At 47.5% G+C, this 18361-nt stretch carries 18 protein-coding genes; 6 read left to right on the forward strand and 12 right to left on the reverse strand.

What is annotated here, in order from left to right:
* The first annotated feature begins 18 nt into the window (after positions 1 to 18).
* Positions 19 to 744 (forward strand): amino acid ABC transporter ATP-binding protein, encoded by a 726-nt coding sequence (locus OCV37_RS06615; protein WP_084717412.1) that lies wholly within the window; start codon positions 19 to 21, stop codon positions 742 to 744.
* A 40-nt stretch (positions 745 to 784) separates the two neighbouring features.
* Here the strand turns inward: OCV37_RS06615 and OCV37_RS06620 are convergent, their stop codons facing one another.
* Complete coding sequence (locus OCV37_RS06620; protein ID WP_038178329.1) at positions 785 to 1696, reverse strand: LysR substrate-binding domain-containing protein; 912 nt, start codon at positions 1694 to 1696, stop codon at positions 785 to 787.
* Between the two features lie 276 nt (positions 1697 to 1972).
* Here OCV37_RS06620 and metE point away from each other — a divergent pair, with 276 nt between their 5' ends.
* The gene (gene metE / locus OCV37_RS06625) at positions 1973 to 4288 is read left to right on the forward strand and encodes a 5-methyltetrahydropteroyltriglutamate--homocysteine S-methyltransferase (RefSeq protein ID WP_038178330.1); all 2316 of its coding nucleotides are present in this window, start codon (positions 1973 to 1975) and stop codon (positions 4286 to 4288) included.
* Between the two features lie 80 nt (positions 4289 to 4368).
* Here metE and OCV37_RS06630 read toward each other — a convergent pair whose 3' ends face one another.
* From OCV37_RS06630 to OCV37_RS06645, 4 genes are all read right to left on the reverse strand, one after another.
* On the reverse strand, positions 4369 to 4770 hold the full coding sequence (locus OCV37_RS06630) for a GspS/AspS pilotin family protein (protein ID WP_038178331.1): 402 nt from the start codon (positions 4768 to 4770) through the stop codon (positions 4369 to 4371).
* Positions 4771 to 4790: 20 nt separating this feature from the next.
* The gene (locus OCV37_RS06635; protein ID WP_038178332.1) at positions 4791 to 5087 is read right to left on the reverse strand and encodes a YciI family protein; all 297 of its coding nucleotides are present in this window, start codon (positions 5085 to 5087) and stop codon (positions 4791 to 4793) included.
* Positions 5088 to 5172: 85 nt separating this feature from the next.
* Entirely contained in the window at positions 5173 to 5574 is a 402-nt protein-coding gene (gene yciA, locus OCV37_RS06640; protein ID WP_038178333.1) for an acyl-CoA thioester hydrolase YciA, read from the reverse strand.
* Between the two features lie 153 nt (positions 5575 to 5727).
* Positions 5728 to 6270 (reverse strand): septation protein A, encoded by a 543-nt coding sequence (locus tag OCV37_RS06645; protein ID WP_038178334.1) that lies wholly within the window; start codon positions 6268 to 6270, stop codon positions 5728 to 5730.
* A 468-nt stretch (positions 6271 to 6738) separates the two neighbouring features.
* Here OCV37_RS06645 and OCV37_RS06650 point away from each other — a divergent pair, with 468 nt between their 5' ends.
* Entirely contained in the window at positions 6739 to 7197 is a 459-nt protein-coding gene (locus OCV37_RS06650; RefSeq protein WP_038178335.1) for a DUF2846 domain-containing protein, read from the forward strand.
* Between the two features lie 94 nt (positions 7198 to 7291).
* Here the strand turns inward: OCV37_RS06650 and OCV37_RS06655 are convergent, their stop codons facing one another.
* The 7 genes from OCV37_RS06655 to OCV37_RS06685 all read right to left on the reverse strand — a co-directional run bounded on the left by OCV37_RS06655 (position 7292) and on the right by OCV37_RS06685 (position 15536).
* Positions 7292 to 8593 carry a dicarboxylate/amino acid:cation symporter gene (locus OCV37_RS06655; protein WP_038178445.1) on the reverse strand — a complete coding sequence of 434 codons (1302 nt, stop codon included), beginning with the start codon at positions 8591 to 8593 and terminating at the stop codon, positions 7292 to 7294.
* A 253-nt stretch (positions 8594 to 8846) separates the two neighbouring features.
* Positions 8847 to 9653: a tryptophan synthase subunit alpha gene (gene trpA, locus OCV37_RS06660; protein ID WP_038178336.1), complete on the reverse strand. Its 807-nt coding sequence runs from the start codon at positions 9651 to 9653 to the stop codon at positions 8847 to 8849.
* A complete protein-coding gene (gene trpB, locus OCV37_RS06665) occupies positions 9650 to 10843 on the reverse strand; it encodes a tryptophan synthase subunit beta (protein WP_038178337.1) in 1194 nt (397 codons plus the stop codon). The genes trpA and trpB overlap by 4 nt, the downstream gene beginning before the upstream one ends.
* Positions 10844 to 10888: 45 nt before the next feature.
* Positions 10889 to 12298 carry a bifunctional indole-3-glycerol-phosphate synthase TrpC/phosphoribosylanthranilate isomerase TrpF gene (gene trpCF, locus OCV37_RS06670; protein WP_038178338.1) on the reverse strand — a complete coding sequence of 470 codons (1410 nt, stop codon included), beginning with the start codon at positions 12296 to 12298 and terminating at the stop codon, positions 10889 to 10891.
* Positions 12299 to 12304: 6 nt separating this feature from the next.
* Positions 12305 to 13303: an anthranilate phosphoribosyltransferase gene (gene trpD / locus OCV37_RS06675; RefSeq protein WP_038178339.1), complete on the reverse strand. Its 999-nt coding sequence runs from the start codon at positions 13301 to 13303 to the stop codon at positions 12305 to 12307.
* A gap of 51 nt (positions 13304 to 13354) precedes the next feature.
* Positions 13355 to 13942, reverse strand: a complete 588-nt coding sequence (locus OCV37_RS06680) for an aminodeoxychorismate/anthranilate synthase component II (protein WP_038178340.1) — start codon at positions 13940 to 13942, stop codon at positions 13355 to 13357.
* Positions 13935 to 15536, reverse strand: a complete 1602-nt coding sequence (locus OCV37_RS06685; protein ID WP_038178341.1) for an anthranilate synthase component 1 — start codon at positions 15534 to 15536, stop codon at positions 13935 to 13937. Before OCV37_RS06685 ends, OCV37_RS06680 begins: the two co-directional genes overlap by 8 nt.
* Before the next feature lie 250 nt (positions 15537 to 15786).
* Between OCV37_RS06685 and rnm the strand changes: the two genes are divergently transcribed.
* The 3 genes from rnm (at position 15787) to rluB (ending at position 18342) form a co-directional block, all read left to right on the forward strand.
* Positions 15787 to 16629: an RNase RNM gene (gene rnm / locus OCV37_RS06690; protein WP_038178342.1), complete on the forward strand. Its 843-nt coding sequence runs from the start codon at positions 15787 to 15789 to the stop codon at positions 16627 to 16629.
* 33 nt (positions 16630 to 16662) lie between these two features.
* Positions 16663 to 17283, forward strand: coding sequence for an L-threonylcarbamoyladenylate synthase (locus OCV37_RS06695; protein ID WP_038178343.1), 621 nt, complete (start codon positions 16663 to 16665; stop codon positions 17281 to 17283).
* A gap of 141 nt (positions 17284 to 17424) precedes the next feature.
* On the forward strand, positions 17425 to 18342 hold the full coding sequence (gene rluB / locus OCV37_RS06700; RefSeq protein ID WP_038178344.1) for a 23S rRNA pseudouridine(2605) synthase RluB: 918 nt from the start codon (positions 17425 to 17427) through the stop codon (positions 18340 to 18342).
* Positions 18343 to 18361: the final 19 nt, after the last annotated feature.

The following is an 18361-nucleotide window of genomic DNA, read 5'->3' on the forward strand; positions in this document are numbered from 1 at the left end:
CAATACTCCGGTGAAGAAATGATTGTTGCCAGCGGGATTGAAAAATTCTATCCCAATGGTTGCCATGCACTGAAATCGGTTAGTGCGACGGTTAAACGAGGTGAAGTTGTTGCGATTATCGGGCCTTCCGGTTCAGGGAAATCAACTTTCTTGCGGACACTCAATCAACTTGAAGCGATTAACGAAGGTTCAATTATTGTTGATGGGACGGATATGTACGCGAAATCAACGGATATCAACCAGTTGCGGCAAAATATCGGGATGGTATTTCAAAGCTTCAATTTGTTTCCCCATAAGACGGCGTTAGAGAATGTGATGCTGGCACCACTGAAAGTGGCAAAACGTCCGGTGAAAGAGGTTGAAGCGGCGGCGAAAGCGTTAATGAAGCGCGTTGGTCTGGCTGAGCGGATGAACAACTATCCTTCTCATTTGTCCGGTGGGCAACAACAGCGTGTTGCGATTGCCCGGGCACTGGCGATGGAACCCGATTTGATGTTGTTCGATGAACCAACCTCGGCGCTTGATCCTGAAATGGTTGGTGAAGTGTTGGATGTCATTAAGGGGTTGGCCGCGGAAGGTATGACGATGGTGATTGTGACTCATGAAATGGGATTCGCCAAAGAGGTCGCCGATCGCGTTTTGTTCATGGAAGAAGGGGCCTTGTTGGTAGACGATACACCGCACGTGGTGTTTGAATCACCGCCTCATCCTCGGTTAAAACAGTTTCTTGCCAAAGTTTTATAATCACAACCTTCCGCCAGTTAACTGGCGGAAGTCGTTTCTGTCAGGCGATTTTTATGCCTTCCAAATGGGTTTTACACTGTTGCCGGGCGGTGGCAAAGAAAGCCTGTAAATAGCGTTTCTCTTTTTCTCCATGCCGTACGGCAGCAAACAGTCGTCGCCATAATCCTTGCCCCAGAGGTTTGCTGGTGATCAGACGCTGGCGGGAAAATTCGCTGATCGCCCAATTGGGTAGTGCCGCCACGCCTAAGCCCGCTGAAACCATCTGCACCAACATGAGCGTATTGTCTGCCTGTTTCCATTTCAGCGGCTCGACACCCGCCGGATGAAGAAAGTGTTTATACACGTCGAGGCGCTGTTTTGGTACCGGATAAGTTAACATGGTCTGTCCGGCTAAGTCTGCCGGTTGAATGGCTGCTGCGTCAGCCAACGGGTGATTGATCGCGGTCACCAGACGCATTTCAAAATCAAACAACGGCTCATAATGAACTTCAGAGCGCGGCATGATATCCGAGGTGATCAAGAGATCAAGCTCTCCTGCCAGCAGGGCGGGGAGGGGTTCAAAACCAAAACCGGAAGAAAAATCCAGCGTCACATCGGGCCAGCCAAGTTGATATTCCTTGAGTGCGGGCATCAGCCATTGAAAGCAGGAATGGCAGTCAATCGCCATATGCAGACGTCCGTTGACATCTTCTTTGAGACTGGCGATTTGATGTTCTGCCTGAGCCATTCGCGGTAATACATCCTCAGCCAGTCGCAGCAAAATTTCACCTTCGGATGTAAATCGGACCGGACGGGTTTTTCTGAGAAACAACGGACTGCCAATCCGCGACTCGAGATCTTTGATCTGATGAGACAGCGCTGACTGGGTCAGATGCAGCGCCGTCGCCGTTGCCGTTAAAGAACCGGTATCTCGGAGTGAAATCAAGGTTTTGAGGTGTTTGATTTCTAACATGAGTTTTCCTCATTCATGATGAATCATGTTGAATATTTTTACTAAATTACGCTGAAATCAAACACATGTAAACATCCAGACGTCTATATGGGTTAATTAATTTCAATTTATTTTTATGATGATGAATTTTATTAATGTACTGGTTGAATAATTGCCGTTTGGCAGCGAGTACATTCTGTACGATATTTTAGCCATCCAGACATCTGTATTTGTCTGCAAGCGAACTCAGTATCAAAGACTTACGACAAGCAATGATCAATGAAAAGGATGGTATATATGGCGACAACTACACATATTTTGGGCTTTCCCCGTATCGGTGAAAAAAGAGAACTCAAATTTGCCTTAGAAGGGTATTGGCGCGGAGAGCTTGACTTGCCTCAGCTGGCTGCAACGGGGGCATCGATCCGTCAGGAGAACTGGACACTACAAGCCGACAACCAGCTGCGTTTTGTGACCGCCGGAGATTTTGCCTGGTATGATCATGTATTGAATACGTCACTGTTATTGGGCCATGTCCCGCAACGTCACCGCGACGGGGATATCGATATGGATACGCTGTTTAACATTGCCAGAGGTCAGTCGCGGCAAGAGTGCAGCTGCCATGATGGCAATGCCGCTTCTGAGATGACCAAGTGGTTCAATACCAATTACCATTACATCGTGCCGGAATTTTCAGCCGATGATACGTTTAAGGTGAGCTGGTCACAGCTCTTTGATGAAGTCGATGAAGCGATACAGCAAGGGCATCAGGTGAAGCCGGTGTTACTCGGACCATTGAGTTATCTGTATCTGGGTAAATCCGTGACAGCGGAATTTGATCGACTATCGCTCTTGCCTCAGTTAGTCATCGCCTATCAAACGATTGTGGATAAATTGGCGGCACAGGGCGTGGCATGGATTCAGATTGATGAACCGATTCTGGCGCTGGAATTAGAGCCTGTCTGGCTTGATGCGTTTCAGACGGCTTACACGCAATTACAGAGAAAAAATAAGCAGGGAAGCCCTAAGTTGTTGCTCACCACTTATTTTGATTCCATCACCGATGTGTTAGAGCGTGTGACCGCCTTGCCGGTTGATGGACTGCATATCGATGTCGTTTCCGCTCCACAGCAGTTGGATCAAGTTAGCGAAAAACTCCCTGCTGATTGGGTCTTGTCGGTGGGCGTCATTAACGGACGCAATGTCTGGCGCGCCGATCTGGCGGCATTACTTAAGCAGTTACAGCCTCTCAAAGCACAGCTTGGTGAGCGATTGTGGATTGCGAGTTCATGTTCGCTACTTCATAGTCCGGTTGACCTCTCACTGGAAACCGACCTGAGTGAAGCCATGCAGAGTTGGTTTGCCTTTGCCCGACAGAAAGTGACAGAATTGGGATTACTGGGGGCTGCGTTAGACGGGGATACCCAAGCGATTGAAGCATGCCGGAAATATAGCCTCCCGATTGAACAGCGCCGGGCCTCTCAACAGGTCAATAAACCGCATGTACGCCAGCGTGTTGAAGCGATTAACGAATCTCTGGCGACCCGATCACTCCCTTATCAGCAACGTGCCATTTATCAGCAAGAAGCGCTGCAGTTACCTTTCTTACCAACCACCACCATCGGCTCGTTTCCTCAGACAGGTGAAATCAGAAAGTTGCGTCGCGATTTCAGGCAGGGACATTTGTCTGAAAGCGATTATAAAACGGCGTTAAAAGCCCATATTCATGAAGCGGTTGAGCGGCAGGAAGCGCTGGGACTTGACGTTCTGGTGCATGGTGAAGCTGAGCGAAATGACATGGTGGAATATTTTGCTGAGAACTTATCCGGGTTTCAGACCACCCGTTTCGGATGGGTACAGAGTTATGGTTCACGCTGCGTCAAACCTGCCATTATCGTAGCTGATATTGAGCGTGAAAAACCCATCACGGTAGAATGGTCGCAGTATGCCCAGTCTCTTACTTCAAAACAGATGAAAGGGATGTTGACCGGCCCTGTGACCATTCTATGCTGGACATTCCCGCGGGAAGATATTCCCCGTAAAACCATGAGTCAGCAACTGGCACTGGCATTACGTGATGAGGTTGCTGACTTGCAAAGCGCCGGAATTGATATTATTCAGATTGATGAACCTGCAATTCGAGAAGGGTTACCGTTGAAGAAACGTGATCATCAGACTTATCTGGATTGGGCTGTCCAGTCTTTCCGCATTGCTGCGTCCAGTGCTGTGCCACAAACGCAGATCCACACGCATATGTGTTACAGCGAGTTTAATGAGATTATTGAATCCGTTGCGGCTTTGGATGCCGATGTGATTACGATCGAAACCTCTCGTTCAAATATGGAACTACTGGATGCATTTGAAGCGTTTAATTATCCAAATGAAATTGGACCCGGGGTTTATGACATCCATTCTCCGAACATTCCATCTCAGGCGTGGATGGTTGAGTTATTGAAAAAAGCATCCCAAGCTATTCCGGCAGAGCGGTTATGGGTCAATCCTGACTGTGGTTTGAAAACCCGAGGCTGGCCGGAAACAGAAGCTGCATTACGCAATATGGTTGCAGCGGCCAAAACGCTTCGGGCGCATTGGAAAGCGCAGGTTATCGTCTAGCGGTTGCGGATCAGCAAAACGCCCCGAAACCGGGGCGCTTGAGCGAAACAGAACCAAATGGAAACAATCAGCCGGCTGGCTTATTTTTTCTGTTGGAGTTGTTTACAAGTATTCTGGTCGATCAATTGATCAATCATTAGCTGTCCGCGGGTGTTGCGGATTTTTATCCGATAGGCCAGCCCCGCATCGAGATTCGATTTGGTTTCTGCACTGGTGCAGTAGCTCTGAATACTCTGCGTTAAAAGTGACTGGGTTGACTTGGCTTTAGGTGCATCATTGTTATAAATCATCATGATCTCAATGACATTCCCCTTTGAAGAGGCGCGCATAATGGACAATGGGCCGGACTTAATCGGAAGTTCAGCATGAAGAATACTCGCACGGTTGGCTGCAAGCAGCTCCAGCTGTTTTTGTTCACCATGGCTACTACAACCGATTAAGACAGCACTTAGCCCAACTGCAATACATATTTTTCTTATCATGAAATGCTATTCTCAGATCGTTAAAAAACTTGTTTATAGGGTTTGACGATAACAGACTGGTAGACACCGGCTGCAACATAAGGATCTGCGTCTGCCCATGCTTTGGCTTCATCCAGAGAGGTAAAATCAGCGATGACGGTTGACCCGGTGAACCCGGCTTCTCCCGGATTTTCTGAGTCAATCGCAGGCAGAGGACCTGCGGTGAGTAAGCGCCCTTCATTTTGTAATTGCTGTAATCTCTCCAGATGCTGCGGCCGGACACCCATCCGCTTTTCTAAAGAGTTTTCTACATCTTGAGAAAATATGACATACCACATATTTATATCCTTATACAAAAGCCGGGTCACTCACCCGACTTGGGTTCACTCTCCGGCCGGTGACGTCGGGAGCATCATGACTATCTTATGGGTGAAGCTCAATCATTCTCGGGCGTCCGTCACTATCGACGGCGACATAGTTGAATGTGGCTTCACAGACCTGAAACCGTTCACCGATACCGTGTGTATGAACGGGTTTAACCCAGACCTCAAGCTCGATTGACATTGAGCTCCGACCGATGCGGACACACTCACCATAGCAACAGACCACGTCACCGACACTGACCGGCTTCTTAAAGGTGATACTCGAGACGGAAACGGTCACGATTCTGCCGTGTGAAATTTCTTTTGCCAGAATACCGCCGGCCAAATCGAGCTGGGACATAATCCAGCCACCAAAAATATCACCGTTTGCATTGGTATCCGCCGGCATCGCCAGCGTTCGTGAAAGGAGCTGGCCTTTCGGCGTATTTACTTCAGATTTCATAATTTCGTACTACGTATGTTGAACGCTTTCAGGAGAAGCGTTGATTCATCAATCAAATACAATGAATTCATCCAACTTCGAAACAATAACAGATGGTGCATCGGATTTCACACAGATGCAAGAAAGAACCGATGCAAGTTCACGTTTTTCGAACTACTGATGATTATCTTTATCTTTGGGTAATCGCGTATAAATATATGCACCGGTTAACAAGGTGTAGACCAGCGTTGCGATCAGCAGACCAAAGACTTTGAAATTGACCCAGACATCCAAAGGTAATCTGAAAGCGATATAGATATTAATCGCGGCACAGACAACAAAAAAGAGCACCCAGGCCCAGTTGATTTTTGACCAGACATCGTCCGGGAGTTGCAGTTCTTTACCCAACATGCCTTTAATCGCCGATTTGCCCATGAGATGACTCACGGTCAGGCCGATGGCAAACACCAGATAAACGATCGTGACTTTCCACTTAATGAAGTTGTCATCATGGAGGAAAATTGTCATCCCTCCAAATACAGCAACCAGAACAAATGTAATGACCTGCATTTTTTCGACTTTTTTATACCAAAAGTAGGTGATGGCAATTTGTAGCGCACTGGCAATGATCAGGGCGCCGGTTGCCACATAGATATCGTACAGCTTGAACAGCACGAAAAATACAATGAGTGGAATAAAGTCGATCAGTTGTTTCATGGGGATTCAGTCCTTCACTAAAGAGCGGTACAGTCTAACTAAAATTGGCGGCTATCTGAATAGCCAGATCACGTTTTGTCACGATTTCTGACGGGTTTGATCCGGATCCGGATACCTGTAATTGAGTCTGAGTTTACCGCCGGTTTATTCCTTCCTGTTGTGCTGGAATTTTGTGTAAAAATGAAACAAATTCGAGGCGTAGATCCATCCAAGAATATATTTATATGTAATTTATTTTATATATCTTATTACACATCTTATTGATTATTCAGAGCTAGATCAGATTATCGCATGCATATTCGTTTTATCATTCATATATCTATTTATAATGTTTTTGCTTGATAAGTCATGCAGTCGAATTGACAAATAAGTGGTATTTAACAGCAGACAAGGGCGGTGGAATATCGCTGGTTCATCATGACGATAACGAGTGATGTATATAATTTTAAATAACAAGGAAAATTCATCATGTATAAAAAGCTAGTTGCTATAGCTTGTGCTTCTGTTTTATTTGCGGGTTGTGCGTCGGTTCCATTGGAAGATGAGGCAACAACCAATCAAGCAAAAGCGTTTAACCCGCCTTCTCAAGGCCATGCCGGGTTATATATTTATCGTTCAGGTGCTTTAGGTGGTGCATTGAAAAAAGATGTGTGGGTCGATGGCGAATGTGTCGGTGAAACAGCACCTGATGTTTTCTTTTATAAAGAAGTTGCCGGTAATAAAGCACATCAGATTTCAACTGAATCGGAGTTTTCTCCGAATCTGTTATCGGTCACAACCAAGAGCGGCGAGAATTATTTTATTAAACAATATATTAAGCTCGGGGTATTTGTTGGCGGAGCCGATCTCGAAGCAGTGAATGCTGAAGAAGCGAAGAAAACGATTCAAAAGCTGAAAATGGCGAAGCAGGGTCACTGTAGTTCATGATGAATGGATTGAATCCGATTCATATATGACAAAAAAAACCACTCAATGACGAGTGGTTTTTTATCAATTCGCTTAATCAGTCATACAACTTTGATTACGCTTCTTGTTCAACCGCTTTTTCTTCTGCTTCCGGCTCTTCGATGAGGGCATCGACAATCACAGCACAGGCGGCATCACCCGTGATATTCAGGGCGGTACGAATCATATCGAAAATACGATCCAGTGCAAACAACAGTGGCAGACCTTCAATCGGAATCCCTGCTGCAAGCAAGACGGCAACCACCAAGAAAGAAGGACCGGGAACACCTGCCTGACCCACCGCACCTAATGTCGCGGTGACGATAATGGCGATGTAAGAGCCAATACCCAGATCGATGTTGAATAGTTGGGCAAAGAAGATTGCAACCAGTCCGTAGTATATTGCGTTACCGGACATGTTGATTGTCGCACCCAGTGGGAGGACGAATGATGCAGTTGAGTTTCTGACGCCAAGATCGTTTTCAACCGTATCCATTGTCACTGGCAGCGTAGCCATGGATGAAGCAGTTGACAGTGCAACGGCTTGTGGTTTTTTCATGGCACTGATGAATTTACGGGCGGAAGTTTTGGTAAAGAGCTGAATCATCAGCGGATAGACAATAAAACCAAAAATCAGAATCGCTGCGACATAAACGACAAAGAGTTTCAGTACAACGGTCAGAGCACTGAAACCGAATGTACCGACGGCTTCTGCCATCAGGCCGAAAACACCGATTGGTGCGATGACCATCACTTTGTTGATCATCCAGACCATTGCATCAACAATTGTATTGACACCATTCATGATCGGTTGGCGCTTTTCTTCACTTTGATTAGCCAGAGCCACACCGAAGAAGAGGCAGAATACCAGTATTTGCAGAATATTTGCGTTATTCAGTGACTGGAAAACGTTGGTTGGGATCATCCCGATAATGGTTGCCCAAAAAGTAGGTAGTTCACCTTTTGATGCGTATTCTGAAGAGAACATGCCTTCAACACCTGAAACATCGATTCCGATGCCGGGTTGGAAAATGTGTCCCATCAAGAGTGCTAAGACGACTGCCAGTGCAGAAGTGACGGCAAAGTACCCCAAAGTCACTGCGCCGACTTTACCTGCGGAATGACTGTTCCCCAAACCGGCGGCACCTGAAATAAGTGCAACGGCGACCAATGGAATGACCAGCATCTTAATCAGATTAATAAAAATCGCGCCGAGTGGTGAGAACATTGCAGCGTCGTGTCCCATGGTTGCGCCGACAATTGAACCCAGAATCATCGCGATGACAACCTGAACACCAATATTTGATAATAAACTCTTTTGTTTTAACACTTCCGTAACCCTTGTGTTATGTATTTGCAATTTCCTAGGATTACCCACCAACATTGTTAACATTTATGGGTAAATATTCCGGTTAGGTTTTTACACTGTTATCTTTTCCTGATCAAGGTATCTGTTATCAAAAATCTCAATAGATAGAAAATTTACGCAAACGTTTGGCAAAAGATATCGAGAATAGGAAAATATGCTAAATAATCCGTAATTGTAAAATTATTGTTTCTTTAAACGGGGTTGAATAAGCGAATGTGGCATGATAGGCGGTTTCTTTACCGGAAACCGCCTGTCAGGCAGCTTATCTTTGGGTCGCTGCTTTCATCGTTGAGACAAACTGATGGAGTTGTGTCAGAAGTGTTGCTTCATCCTGTTGGTGGGTTTCAATAATTTTCACCACGGCTGAACCTGAGATTGCGCCTGCGGCACCGGCTGCCAACGCTTGTTTTACCTGTTCCGGCTCTGAAATACCAAATCCGAGTAATGCCGGCGGTGCCTGATATTCTTTCAGTTTTTTCAGGAGGTTATCAACCGGCATTCCGGCTTTGGTTTCGACACCGGTAACCCCTGCACGGGAAAGGAGATAGGTATAACCTTTGCTACGTGATGCCACGGTTTGTAAGGTTTGCTCATCTGCCGTTGGCGGGGCAATGAAAATCGGTTCAATCCCGTGTTTTTCAGCCGCATGAATGAAATCTTCACTTTCATTGGTCGGGACATCTGCGATGAGCACTGAATCAACCCCGGCCTGCTGGCAACGGTGATAAAAGTTGTCAATACCACGGGCATAAACCAGATTAGCATAGACAAGCAGGCCTATGGGTAAATCCGGATGGTTCTGACGCACTTGGGTGATGAGTTCGAAACAGATGTCAGGGGTCGTTGCCGCATCCAGAGCCCGCATATTCGCCCCTTGAATGGTCGGGCCGTCTGCAAGAGGATCCGAAAATGGAATGCCAAGCTCCAGTGCATCTGCTCCCGCTTCAATCAGAGTGTTGATGATCGCTGCAGAGAGTGCCGGGGTTGGGTCACCCAGCGTGACAAAAGGAACAAATGCACCTTGATTCTTTTCCGTCAGTTGTTGGAAAAGTGTTTGGTAGCGGTTCATGACAGCACTCCTTTTTCTTCTAAAATTTTGTTGACGGTGAATATATCTTTGTCACCGCGTCCGGATAAGTTCACTACCAAAGTTTGCTCTTTGTCGGGCTCACTGCGAGCCATCTTCAGTGCATGGGCTAAAGCGTGAGAAGACTCAAGGGCAGGGATAATGCCTTCATGAAGTGCCAGTTCTTGAAACGCATCCAGTGCTTCATCATCGGTGATATTTTCATATTCAGCTCTGCCGATGGCATTCAAATGCGCATGTTGCGGGCCGACTGACGGGAAATCGAGTCCGGCAGAAATCGAATACGATTCTTCAATCTGACCATAAGTATCTTGCATCAGTGGTGATTTCATTCCGAGATAAATGCCGGTTTTACCATATTTCAGCGGGGCACCATGCTGATGCGTTTCAACGCCTTTTCCGCCGGGTTCAACACCGATTAAGCGGACGTTTTCTTCGTCAATAAAATCAGCAAACATACCAATTGCATTCGAACCGCCCCCGACACAAGCAATCACTGCATCCGGTAATTTTCCTTCTCGTGCCAAAATTTGATGTTTTGTCTCTTCCCCGATAATTCTCTGGAATTCCCGGACAATTGTAGGGAAGGGATGAGGTCCCGCGGCTGTACCGAGTAAATAGTGGGAGGTTTCGTAGCTTGCCGACCAGTCGCGCATCGCTTCGTTACAGGCATCTTTCAGTGTGGATGAGCCGGAGTGAACCGGGATGACCTTGGCTCCCATTAAACGCATCCGAAACACATTCGGGCTTTGTCGTTCGACATCTTTGGCACCCATGTAGATGCGACATTTGAGTCCCAGCAGAGAGCAGGCGATTGCTGTCGCAACCCCGTGTTGTCCGGCCCCTGTTTCTGCGATGATTTCATCTTTACCCATGCGTTTTGCCAACAGAGCCTGTCCGAGTACCTGATTGGTTTTATGAGCTCCGCCGTGCAATAAATCTTCTCGTTTAAGGTACAGTTTGGTTTTGGTGCCTTTGGTCAGATTGCGGGTCAGCGTCAGGGCCGTCGGACGACCCGCGTATTCCTGAAGCAGTGACATGAATTCAGCCTGAAACGCCGGGTCATCCTGTGCGTCGATAAAAGCCTGTTCTAACTGATCGAGTGCCGGCACCAGCAATTGTGGGACAAACTGGCCACCGAACTCGCCAAAGTAGGCGTTAAGTTTAGACATGATTGATTCCTTTTTGTGTTCTGTCAGGCATCGGTATTCCGACGACTAATAATCTCTGATTTGTTGAAATACTTGTTGTAGCTTGTCTGCGTCTTTGATGCCGGGTGCCGATTCGACTCCTGAATTAAAATCCAGCCCGTTACATTGCAGAGCGGCTGCCTCTTTGGCATTCTCCGGTGATAAACCACCGGCAAGCATGACACCTTCCACTTGGGTCAGTTGTTGCCAGTCAAAGGTTTGCCCGGTACCGCCACTCTGTTGGCCAACTTTGGTATCGTATAAATGGCGATCAACATGCTGTGATAATTGTGGCGGAAGCTGATCCGATACGGCATAGGCTTTCCAGATCGCGATATCGTCAGAGAGGGCTTCACGAAGCTGATTGACATAAGCTTGATCTTCGTTGCCATGCAATTGTACCGCGCTTAACTGAAGTTCATGCGCAATTTGAGTGACATGGTCGACGGGGTGGTTTTGAAATACACCGACATATTTGAGTGGTGCACCGGACATGGTGATGCGTGCCGATTCAAGTGTGGTATAACGCGGAGAGGCTTCGACAAAAATTAATCCGCCGTAGACCGCGCCTGCCCGAAAAGCCTGAGCGGCATCATCCGGACGAGTCAGGCCACAAACTTTATTTTCACCGAGAACAACACGACGAACCGCCATTTCCAGATTTTGCTCGGACATCAGAGAACTGCCGATCAGGAAGCCTTGAGCGTAGGCAGACAATTCCCGGACTTGCTGATGGGTGTAAATACCGGATTCCGAAATAATCGTGGTCCCTTTCGGGAGCTTCGGTGCCAGCACTTTGGTCCGGTTCAGATCGGTCGTCAAATCTCTTAAATTACGGTTGTTGACCCCGATGACTTTGGCTTTGAGTGCGACGGCCCGTTCCAGTTCCGCTTCATTACTGACCTCGGTTAAAATCCCCATATTGAGCTGATGGGCAACCTGAGCCAGCGTCTGATAAGTTTCATCATCCAGTACCGACAGCATGAGCAAAATGGCATCCGCACCATAGTGGCGAGCCAGATAAACCTGATAAGTGTCGATCATGAAATCTTTACACAGGACTGGCTGAGTGACCTGATTGCGTACCTGAGGAATAAATTCAAAATTTCCCTGAAAGTACTTCTCATCAGTCAGAATTGAAATTGCATTGGCATACTGTTTATAGACCGATGCAATATAGTCGAGATCAAACACATCCCGGATCAATCCCTTGGACGGTGATGCCTTTTTGCATTCGAGAATAAACGCTGATTTCCCGGTGTTCAATGCATCATAAAAGCTTCGGTCTGAAGGTTTGAGCAAGGGCTTAAAGCTTGCTAATGGTTGATTCTGTTGACGTTGTTCAAGCCAGAGATGTTTATCGCGAACAATCTTTACGAGGACTTCTGCCATTTCGGTATGTTTTGTCGTGATGTGTTCTGATAACTGTGTTGTCATGTTGTATTAGCTCCGCTGTGCCAGTTGACGGACTCGTTGGAATGCCTGTCCTGATTTCATGATATCAATTGCTTGTTGGGCATTTGCTTTTAAATCTTCGCGGCCGAAGAGACGTAACAGCAAGGCAACATTCACAGCGACTGCTGCCATTTGTGCTTCTGTCCCTTTTCCGGTTAACAGATTCTCTATTAGTTGCCGATTTTCTTCAGGAGTTCCCCCCTGAATTGCTGATAACGGATAGGTTGTTAAACCAAAGTCCTCAGGCGTTAACTGATACTCAGTGATAGTGCCATCCCGAATTTCTGCAACGCGTGTCGGACCATGAATGGCGACTTCATCCACACCTGAACCATGCACCACTGCCGCTCGCTTCATTCCCATGTTGAGCATGGTTTGGGCGATAGGCTGAATAAGATCTGGATCATAAACCCCCATCAATTGAATATTCGGCTTCGCCGGGTTAATCAGCGGGCCGAGAATATTAAAGATCGTACGGGTTTTGAGGGTCTGACGCACAGGCATTGCGTGCCGGACGCCACCATGGTACTGCGGGGCGAATAGAAAAGCGACCCCCAGTTCATCCAGTGCCTCCCGGGTGGCTTCGGGTGTCATCGCCAAGTCGATTCCAAATGCGTCGAGCAGATCAGATGAGCCTGATTTACTCGACACGCCACGATTACCGTGCTTTGCCACTTTTACGCCACAGGCCGCTGCAACGAATGCCGAGGTCGTCGAAATATTAAATGTATTTGCGCCATCGCCACCGGTGCCGACAATGTCAGCAAAGTCGTAGTCGGGACGAGGAAATGGTGTGGCATTGTCTAATAAGGCCTGAACCGCACCGGAGATTTCTGCGGGGGTTTCACCTTTGATTTTCAGTGCGGTTAACATGGCGGCCATCAAAATAGGAGGCATCTCACCCTGAATGATTTGATCAAAGAGTTGATGGGCTTCTTGTTGTGATAATGACATCTGTGAGAACAGCTTATCAATGATTGGTTGCATGTCGTCCTTTTCCCTGTTTAATTCTGTGATTCTGGTCGGTGCTGAGCGGTTTCAATTTGTTGGCTGAAGTGCCCACTCGATCGTATTTGCCAAAAGTCGTGCGCCATAAGTCGTCATGATTGATTCCGGATGGAACTGAAATCCGCAAACTTTGTGCTGTTCATGAATTACTGACATGGTTAGACCATCCACTTCAGCGGTGACGGTGAGTGCTTCCGGTATCTCTAAGGCCACTAAAGAGTGATATCTCGCAACAGTCATCGGTGATGGTAAATCCTGATACACGGCATGTGCTTGATGGGCCATCAGCGAGACTTTGCCGTGGACGATTTCACCTGCACCGGCAACCCGGCCGCCATAGGCTTCAACGATTGCCTGATGACCTAAACAGATGCCGATAACCGGCACTTTTCCGATCACCATTTGTAACAGTTCTGGCATACAACCGGCTTCAGAAGGCACACCCGGTCCCGGAGAGAGAACGACGACAGGATTTTCTGTGTGCGCAATTGTCGTCATGATCTGGGTGGCTGCGATATTATTCCGATAAATCGTAACCTGATGACCGAGTGAACGAAACTGGTCAACAAGGTTATAAGTGAATGAATCAAAATTATCGATAAAGATGAGATTAGCCATGACGTTTTTCTCCCTGAACTGAGCGGTCTGATGATTGGTGGGCCAGTTGAATGGCCGCAATAACGGCTTGGGCTTTTCCTCGGGTTTCATCGGCTTCGGATTGTGGGTCAGAATCGTAAACGACCCCTGCACCGGCTTGCACGCTGGCAATCCCATCTTCGATATAGGCAGAGCGAATCACGATACAGGTATCCAGATCGCCTTCACCCGTCATATAACCGACAGCACCGCCGTAGCTGCCACGGCGTTCTTGTTCAACGGTACGGATTAATTGCATCGCCCGGATCTTCGGTGCCCCGGTCAGCGTCCCCATATTCATGCACGCCTGATAGGCATGTAATGCATCCAAATCATGGCGCAGTTGACCCACAACCCGGGAGACCAAATGCATCACATGACTGTAACGATCGGTTTTTAGCAGGTCAGCTAGATGGCGGGTCCCGGCTTCAGAAATTCTGGCAACGTCGTTACGGGCTAAGTCCACCAGCATCATGTGTTCGGCATTCTCTTTTTTATCATTGCGCAGATCTAATTCCAGTCTGCCATCGAGATCGAAATTAATGGAACCATCCGGATTTTTGCCACGGGGACGTGTTCCCGCGATCGGATAGATTTCAATTTGATTCGTCTCGCTGGCATATTTGAGTGCGCTTTCCGGGGATGCCCCAAACAACGTGAATTTTTCATCCTGAATATAAAACATATAGGGACTTGGATTGGTGGCTTTCAGTTTTTTATAAGCCGCCAGCGGGGACGGGCATGGCAGAATAAAACGCCGTGAAGGGACAACCTGAAAAATGTCCCCCTGAACAATATACTGTTTAAGATTTTGCACGACGTCACAGAATTCAGCGTCACTCATTGAGGGGGAAACCGTGACATCATCGCAGACCACAGCGGAAGGGAGTGGCTGGATGTCCTGACACTGACGAACAATCGATTTCAGACGCTGTGAGAGTGATGCCGTTGTCTGTTCATCCGGGTTAAACAGTGAGCCCTGAACATGACAGCTGCCATTCTGATGGTCAATGATCATCAGGGACTCGGCGACATAAAAAACATAATCAGGACACTGATTCGTGGCTTGTGCATCGCCCAGCGGTTCAAAGTTGGCAACGAGGTCGTAAGCAAACAGCCCCCCTAAGAAAATGGCATGTTTATCGAGGCCGGTCAGATCAAAACTGTGCTGAATCAGGCGCAGGGCATCAAATGATGACGATTGTTGTAAACGGCTGTCTTCATCCAGTCCGGCTCTTGGTGCATCAAAGTGGAGAGTCAGTGTTCGTTCGGTCTGTGTCCGGGTAACCTCAGGTTTAATATTTTGGAGCAGATGATGAATCAGATGTTCCCCGTTCGGGGTCAGTGCATGAAATGTGACTTCATGACCAAAGCAAATCACTCGAACCGCCGCGTCAATCAGCAACAAACTTTTCAGATCCGCTTTCGAATCAATTTCTGCCGATTCAAGCAGCAGGCAATCACTTTTGTCTCCGCATAAGGTGTGAAATACGGCGGTTGGATCCGCTGAATAGGGCAAGGTTTCTGAGAGAAGACGCAGGGTCCCGAGCTGAGTGATATCAATGGTGTTATTCATTTACTGATCCTTTATTTTTAATGCCTTCATTGCCAACTGTTTTTATGGTCATTCGATCATGCGATGCGAGACTGATTCGGGATTCAAGTGGTTCCAACATCGTCTACTCATTAGAAATCGGTGTGAGAGAGTTTGGATCGATGTTGAATTCTTGTAACATGGGAGTCTGAGTCCGGTCATGTATTTTTGTACTAGTAAACTAGTGCGAAGGTTCGAAGTCAAGCTTTTATTGGTGAAAATCAAAAAAATGATGAAAATAGATTTACATAGTCACACCGTCGCTTCCGATGGAAAATTATCTCCGGAGGAACTTCTGCTTCGCGCTGTTTCATTTGAGATTGATGTACTGGCCATTACAGACCATGATTGCGTGGATGGTTTAGATGCGGCGCATCGGTTTATCGAGGCGCAACAATTACCGATTCGTTTGATTGATGGCATTGAAATATCCACTGTCTGGCAAAATAAAGATATCCATATTGTCGGCCTGAATGTTGATGTGACTGCCGCGCAGCTGCAGGCGCTGATTACACAACAAAAGCAGCGACGCGAGATGCGTGCGACGATTATTGCAGAGCGTCTGGAAAAAGTGACCCGCCCCGGGATTCTTGCGGAGGTGAAAGTCATCGCGGGGGATGCGGCGATGACCCGGGCGCATTTTGCGCAATGGCTGGTTGAAAATGGTTATGCCAAAACCATGCAGCAGGTGTTTAAAAAATATTTAACCCGTCATCAGCCGGGTTATGTCCCGCCGGACTGGTGTTCGATGCAAGAAGCAGTCGAAGCGATCCATGCCGCAGGAGGACAAGCGGTATTAGCGCATCCGGGGCGATATCAACTGACGACAAAATGGTTGAAGCGCCTGATTGAAGCATTTGCTGAGGCGGGGGGAGATGCCATGGAAGTTGCTCAGCCACAACAAGCCCCTCAGGAAAGGCGCAATCTGACCAATTATGCGTTACAATACAAACTGCTAGCCTCTCAAGGTAGTGATTTCCATTATCCTTCTCCGTGGATGGAGTTAGGCCGGAATCTTTGGTTGCCTTCTGATATTGAACCTGTATGGAAAGATTGGGGCTTGTCCGTAGAGTAAGCATCGAGAGTTGCTCGATGGTGAGGAGTAATAATGAGTCAGTATTTTTATGTTCATCCAGAAAATCCACAAGCCCGACTGATTAATCAGGCCGTGGCGATTATTCGTAATGGTGGGGTTGTTGTTTATCCGACTGACTCTGGTTATGCATTGGGATGTCAATTAGAGAATAAACGGGCACTGGAACGAATTTGTCAAATCCGTCGTTTGGATGATAAACACAATTTTACGCTACTGTGTCGGGATTTGTCTGAGCTCTCGCTGTATGCCCGAGTTGATAATACCGCATTTCGCTTGCTGAGAAATAATACGCCGGGGCCTTATACCTTTATATTTAAAGGGACCAAGGAAGTGCCGAGACGATTAATGAATCCGAAGCGGAAAACCATTGGTATCCGGGTGCCGGATAACCGAATTGCTTTGGATTTACTTGAAGCGCTCGGCGAGCCGTTGATGTCAACGTCGTTGATTTTGCCGGGCAAAGAAACCACTGAGTCCGACCCGGATGAGATTCGTGATTCGCTGGAGCATGTTGTGGATGTGATTTTAAATGGGGGATACCTCGGAGAGCAGCCGACAACGGTGATTGATTTCAGTGAAGAAGTTATGGTGGTCCAGCGACTCGGTGCCGGGGATCCGACTCCGTTTGAATAACCTGTCGAAATGAGCCTCAGGATAAATCATGTCATCAAAAATGATGCTTTTTTCACTTTGATTTGAGATAATATGCGGCCGCGATTTTTGTGGTCGCATTTTTTATTCGACGTCTGAGAAGACGACAAGCAAGGTAAGTTAATGAGCGAAAAGTTACAGAAGGTTTTAGCACGCGCAGGTCATGGCTCACGTCGTGAGTTAGAAACGTTGATTCGGTCCGGGCGTGTCAGTGTTAATGGCAAGGTAGCTGTTTTGGGTGAGCGCTTAGAAGATGAAAGTGCCGTGATTCGTATTGACGGACACGTTGTCTCAATGAAAGCCGATGAAGAATTGGTTTGTCGGGTGCTCGCTTACTATAAGCCTGAAGGGGAATTATGTACACGGCATGATCCTGAAGGGCGAAGAACCGTCTTTGATCGGTTGCCGAAAATCCGCGGTTCCCGCTGGATTTCTGTGGGGCGTCTGGATGCCAATACGTCCGGACTGTTGTTGTTTACAACTGATGGTGAACTTGCCAATCGGTTGATGCATCCAAGCCGTCAGGTTGAACGTGAATACTTAGTGCGGGTATTTGGCGAAATTAACGAACAGAAGATCAAAAATCTTGTGCGCGGCGTTGAGCTGGAAGACGGTGTTGCCCGTTTCGAAGATGTCGTCTATGCCGGTGGCGAAGGAATGAATCATACGTTCTATGTCGTGATCAATGAAGGGCGTAACCGCGAAGTCCGCCGGTTGTGGGAGTCTCAGGACACCACGGTAAGCCGCCTCAAACGTGTGCGTTACGGGGATATCTTTTTAGATAAAGCATTGCCTCGCGGTGGTTGGGTTGAGCTGAGTCTGCCTGAAGTGAATTACTTGCGTAAACTGGTTGAGTTACGACCTGAACAGCGCACCATGATTGATGTGTCTAAAGACAATACTTCTCGTAAACGTGAACGGGCAAGAAGCCAGAAAATTCGCCGGGCAGTCAAACGCCATGAAGAGCGAATTTCCGCTCCGAAAGGGAGAGGGCAGAGAAGTCAGAAGCCGGGCACTCAGGCCAAAGGGCGTCAGCGCTAGATCGTTATCATCGCCTGAA

The organism is Vibrio rhizosphaerae, assembly GCF_024347095.1.
In the GTDB taxonomy this organism is placed as follows: domain Bacteria; phylum Pseudomonadota; class Gammaproteobacteria; order Enterobacterales; family Vibrionaceae; genus Vibrio; species Vibrio rhizosphaerae.

Excerpts from the sequence above, each read along its gene's own strand:
- OCV37_RS06645 (WP_038178334.1), bottom strand. The coding sequence starts at position 6,270 with ATGAAACAACTGATCGACTTTATTCCACTCATTGTATTTTTCGTGCTG.
- rluB (WP_038178344.1), top strand. The coding sequence starts at position 17,425 with ATGAGCGAAAAGTTACAGAAGGTTTTAGCACGCGCAGGTCATGGCTCA.
- OCV37_RS06650 (WP_038178335.1), top strand. The coding sequence starts at position 6,739 with ATGTATAAAAAGCTAGTTGCTATAGCTTGTGCTTCTGTTTTATTTGCG.
- trpD (WP_038178339.1), bottom strand. The coding sequence starts at position 13,303 with ATGCAACCAATCATTGATAAGCTGTTCTCACAGATGTCATTATCACAA.
- OCV37_RS06680 (WP_038178340.1), bottom strand. The coding sequence starts at position 13,942 with ATGGCTAATCTCATCTTTATCGATAATTTTGATTCATTCACTTATAAC.
- OCV37_RS06635 (WP_038178332.1), bottom strand. The coding sequence starts at position 5,087 with ATGTGGTATGTCATATTTTCTCAAGATGTAGAAAACTCTTTAGAAAAG.
- rnm (WP_038178342.1), top strand. The coding sequence starts at position 15,787 with ATGAAAATAGATTTACATAGTCACACCGTCGCTTCCGATGGAAAATTA.
- OCV37_RS06685 (WP_038178341.1), bottom strand. The coding sequence starts at position 15,536 with ATGAATAACACCATTGATATCACTCAGCTCGGGACCCTGCGTCTTCTC.
- OCV37_RS06695 (WP_038178343.1), top strand. The coding sequence starts at position 16,663 with ATGAGTCAGTATTTTTATGTTCATCCAGAAAATCCACAAGCCCGACTG.
- trpB (WP_038178337.1), bottom strand. The coding sequence starts at position 10,843 with ATGTCTAAACTTAACGCCTACTTTGGCGAGTTCGGTGGCCAGTTTGTC.
- metE (WP_038178330.1), top strand. The coding sequence starts at position 1,973 with ATGGCGACAACTACACATATTTTGGGCTTTCCCCGTATCGGTGAAAAA.
- OCV37_RS06615 (WP_084717412.1), top strand. The coding sequence starts at position 19 with ATGATTGTTGCCAGCGGGATTGAAAAATTCTATCCCAATGGTTGCCAT.
- trpCF (WP_038178338.1), bottom strand. The coding sequence starts at position 12,298 with ATGACAACACAGTTATCAGAACACATCACGACAAAACATACCGAAATG.
- trpA (WP_038178336.1), bottom strand. The coding sequence starts at position 9,653 with ATGAACCGCTACCAAACACTTTTCCAACAACTGACGGAAAAGAATCAA.
- OCV37_RS06630 (WP_038178331.1), bottom strand. The coding sequence starts at position 4,770 with ATGATAAGAAAAATATGTATTGCAGTTGGGCTAAGTGCTGTCTTAATC.
- OCV37_RS06620 (WP_038178329.1), bottom strand. The coding sequence starts at position 1,696 with ATGTTAGAAATCAAACACCTCAAAACCTTGATTTCACTCCGAGATACC.
- yciA (WP_038178333.1), bottom strand. The coding sequence starts at position 5,574 with ATGAAATCTGAAGTAAATACGCCGAAAGGCCAGCTCCTTTCACGAACG.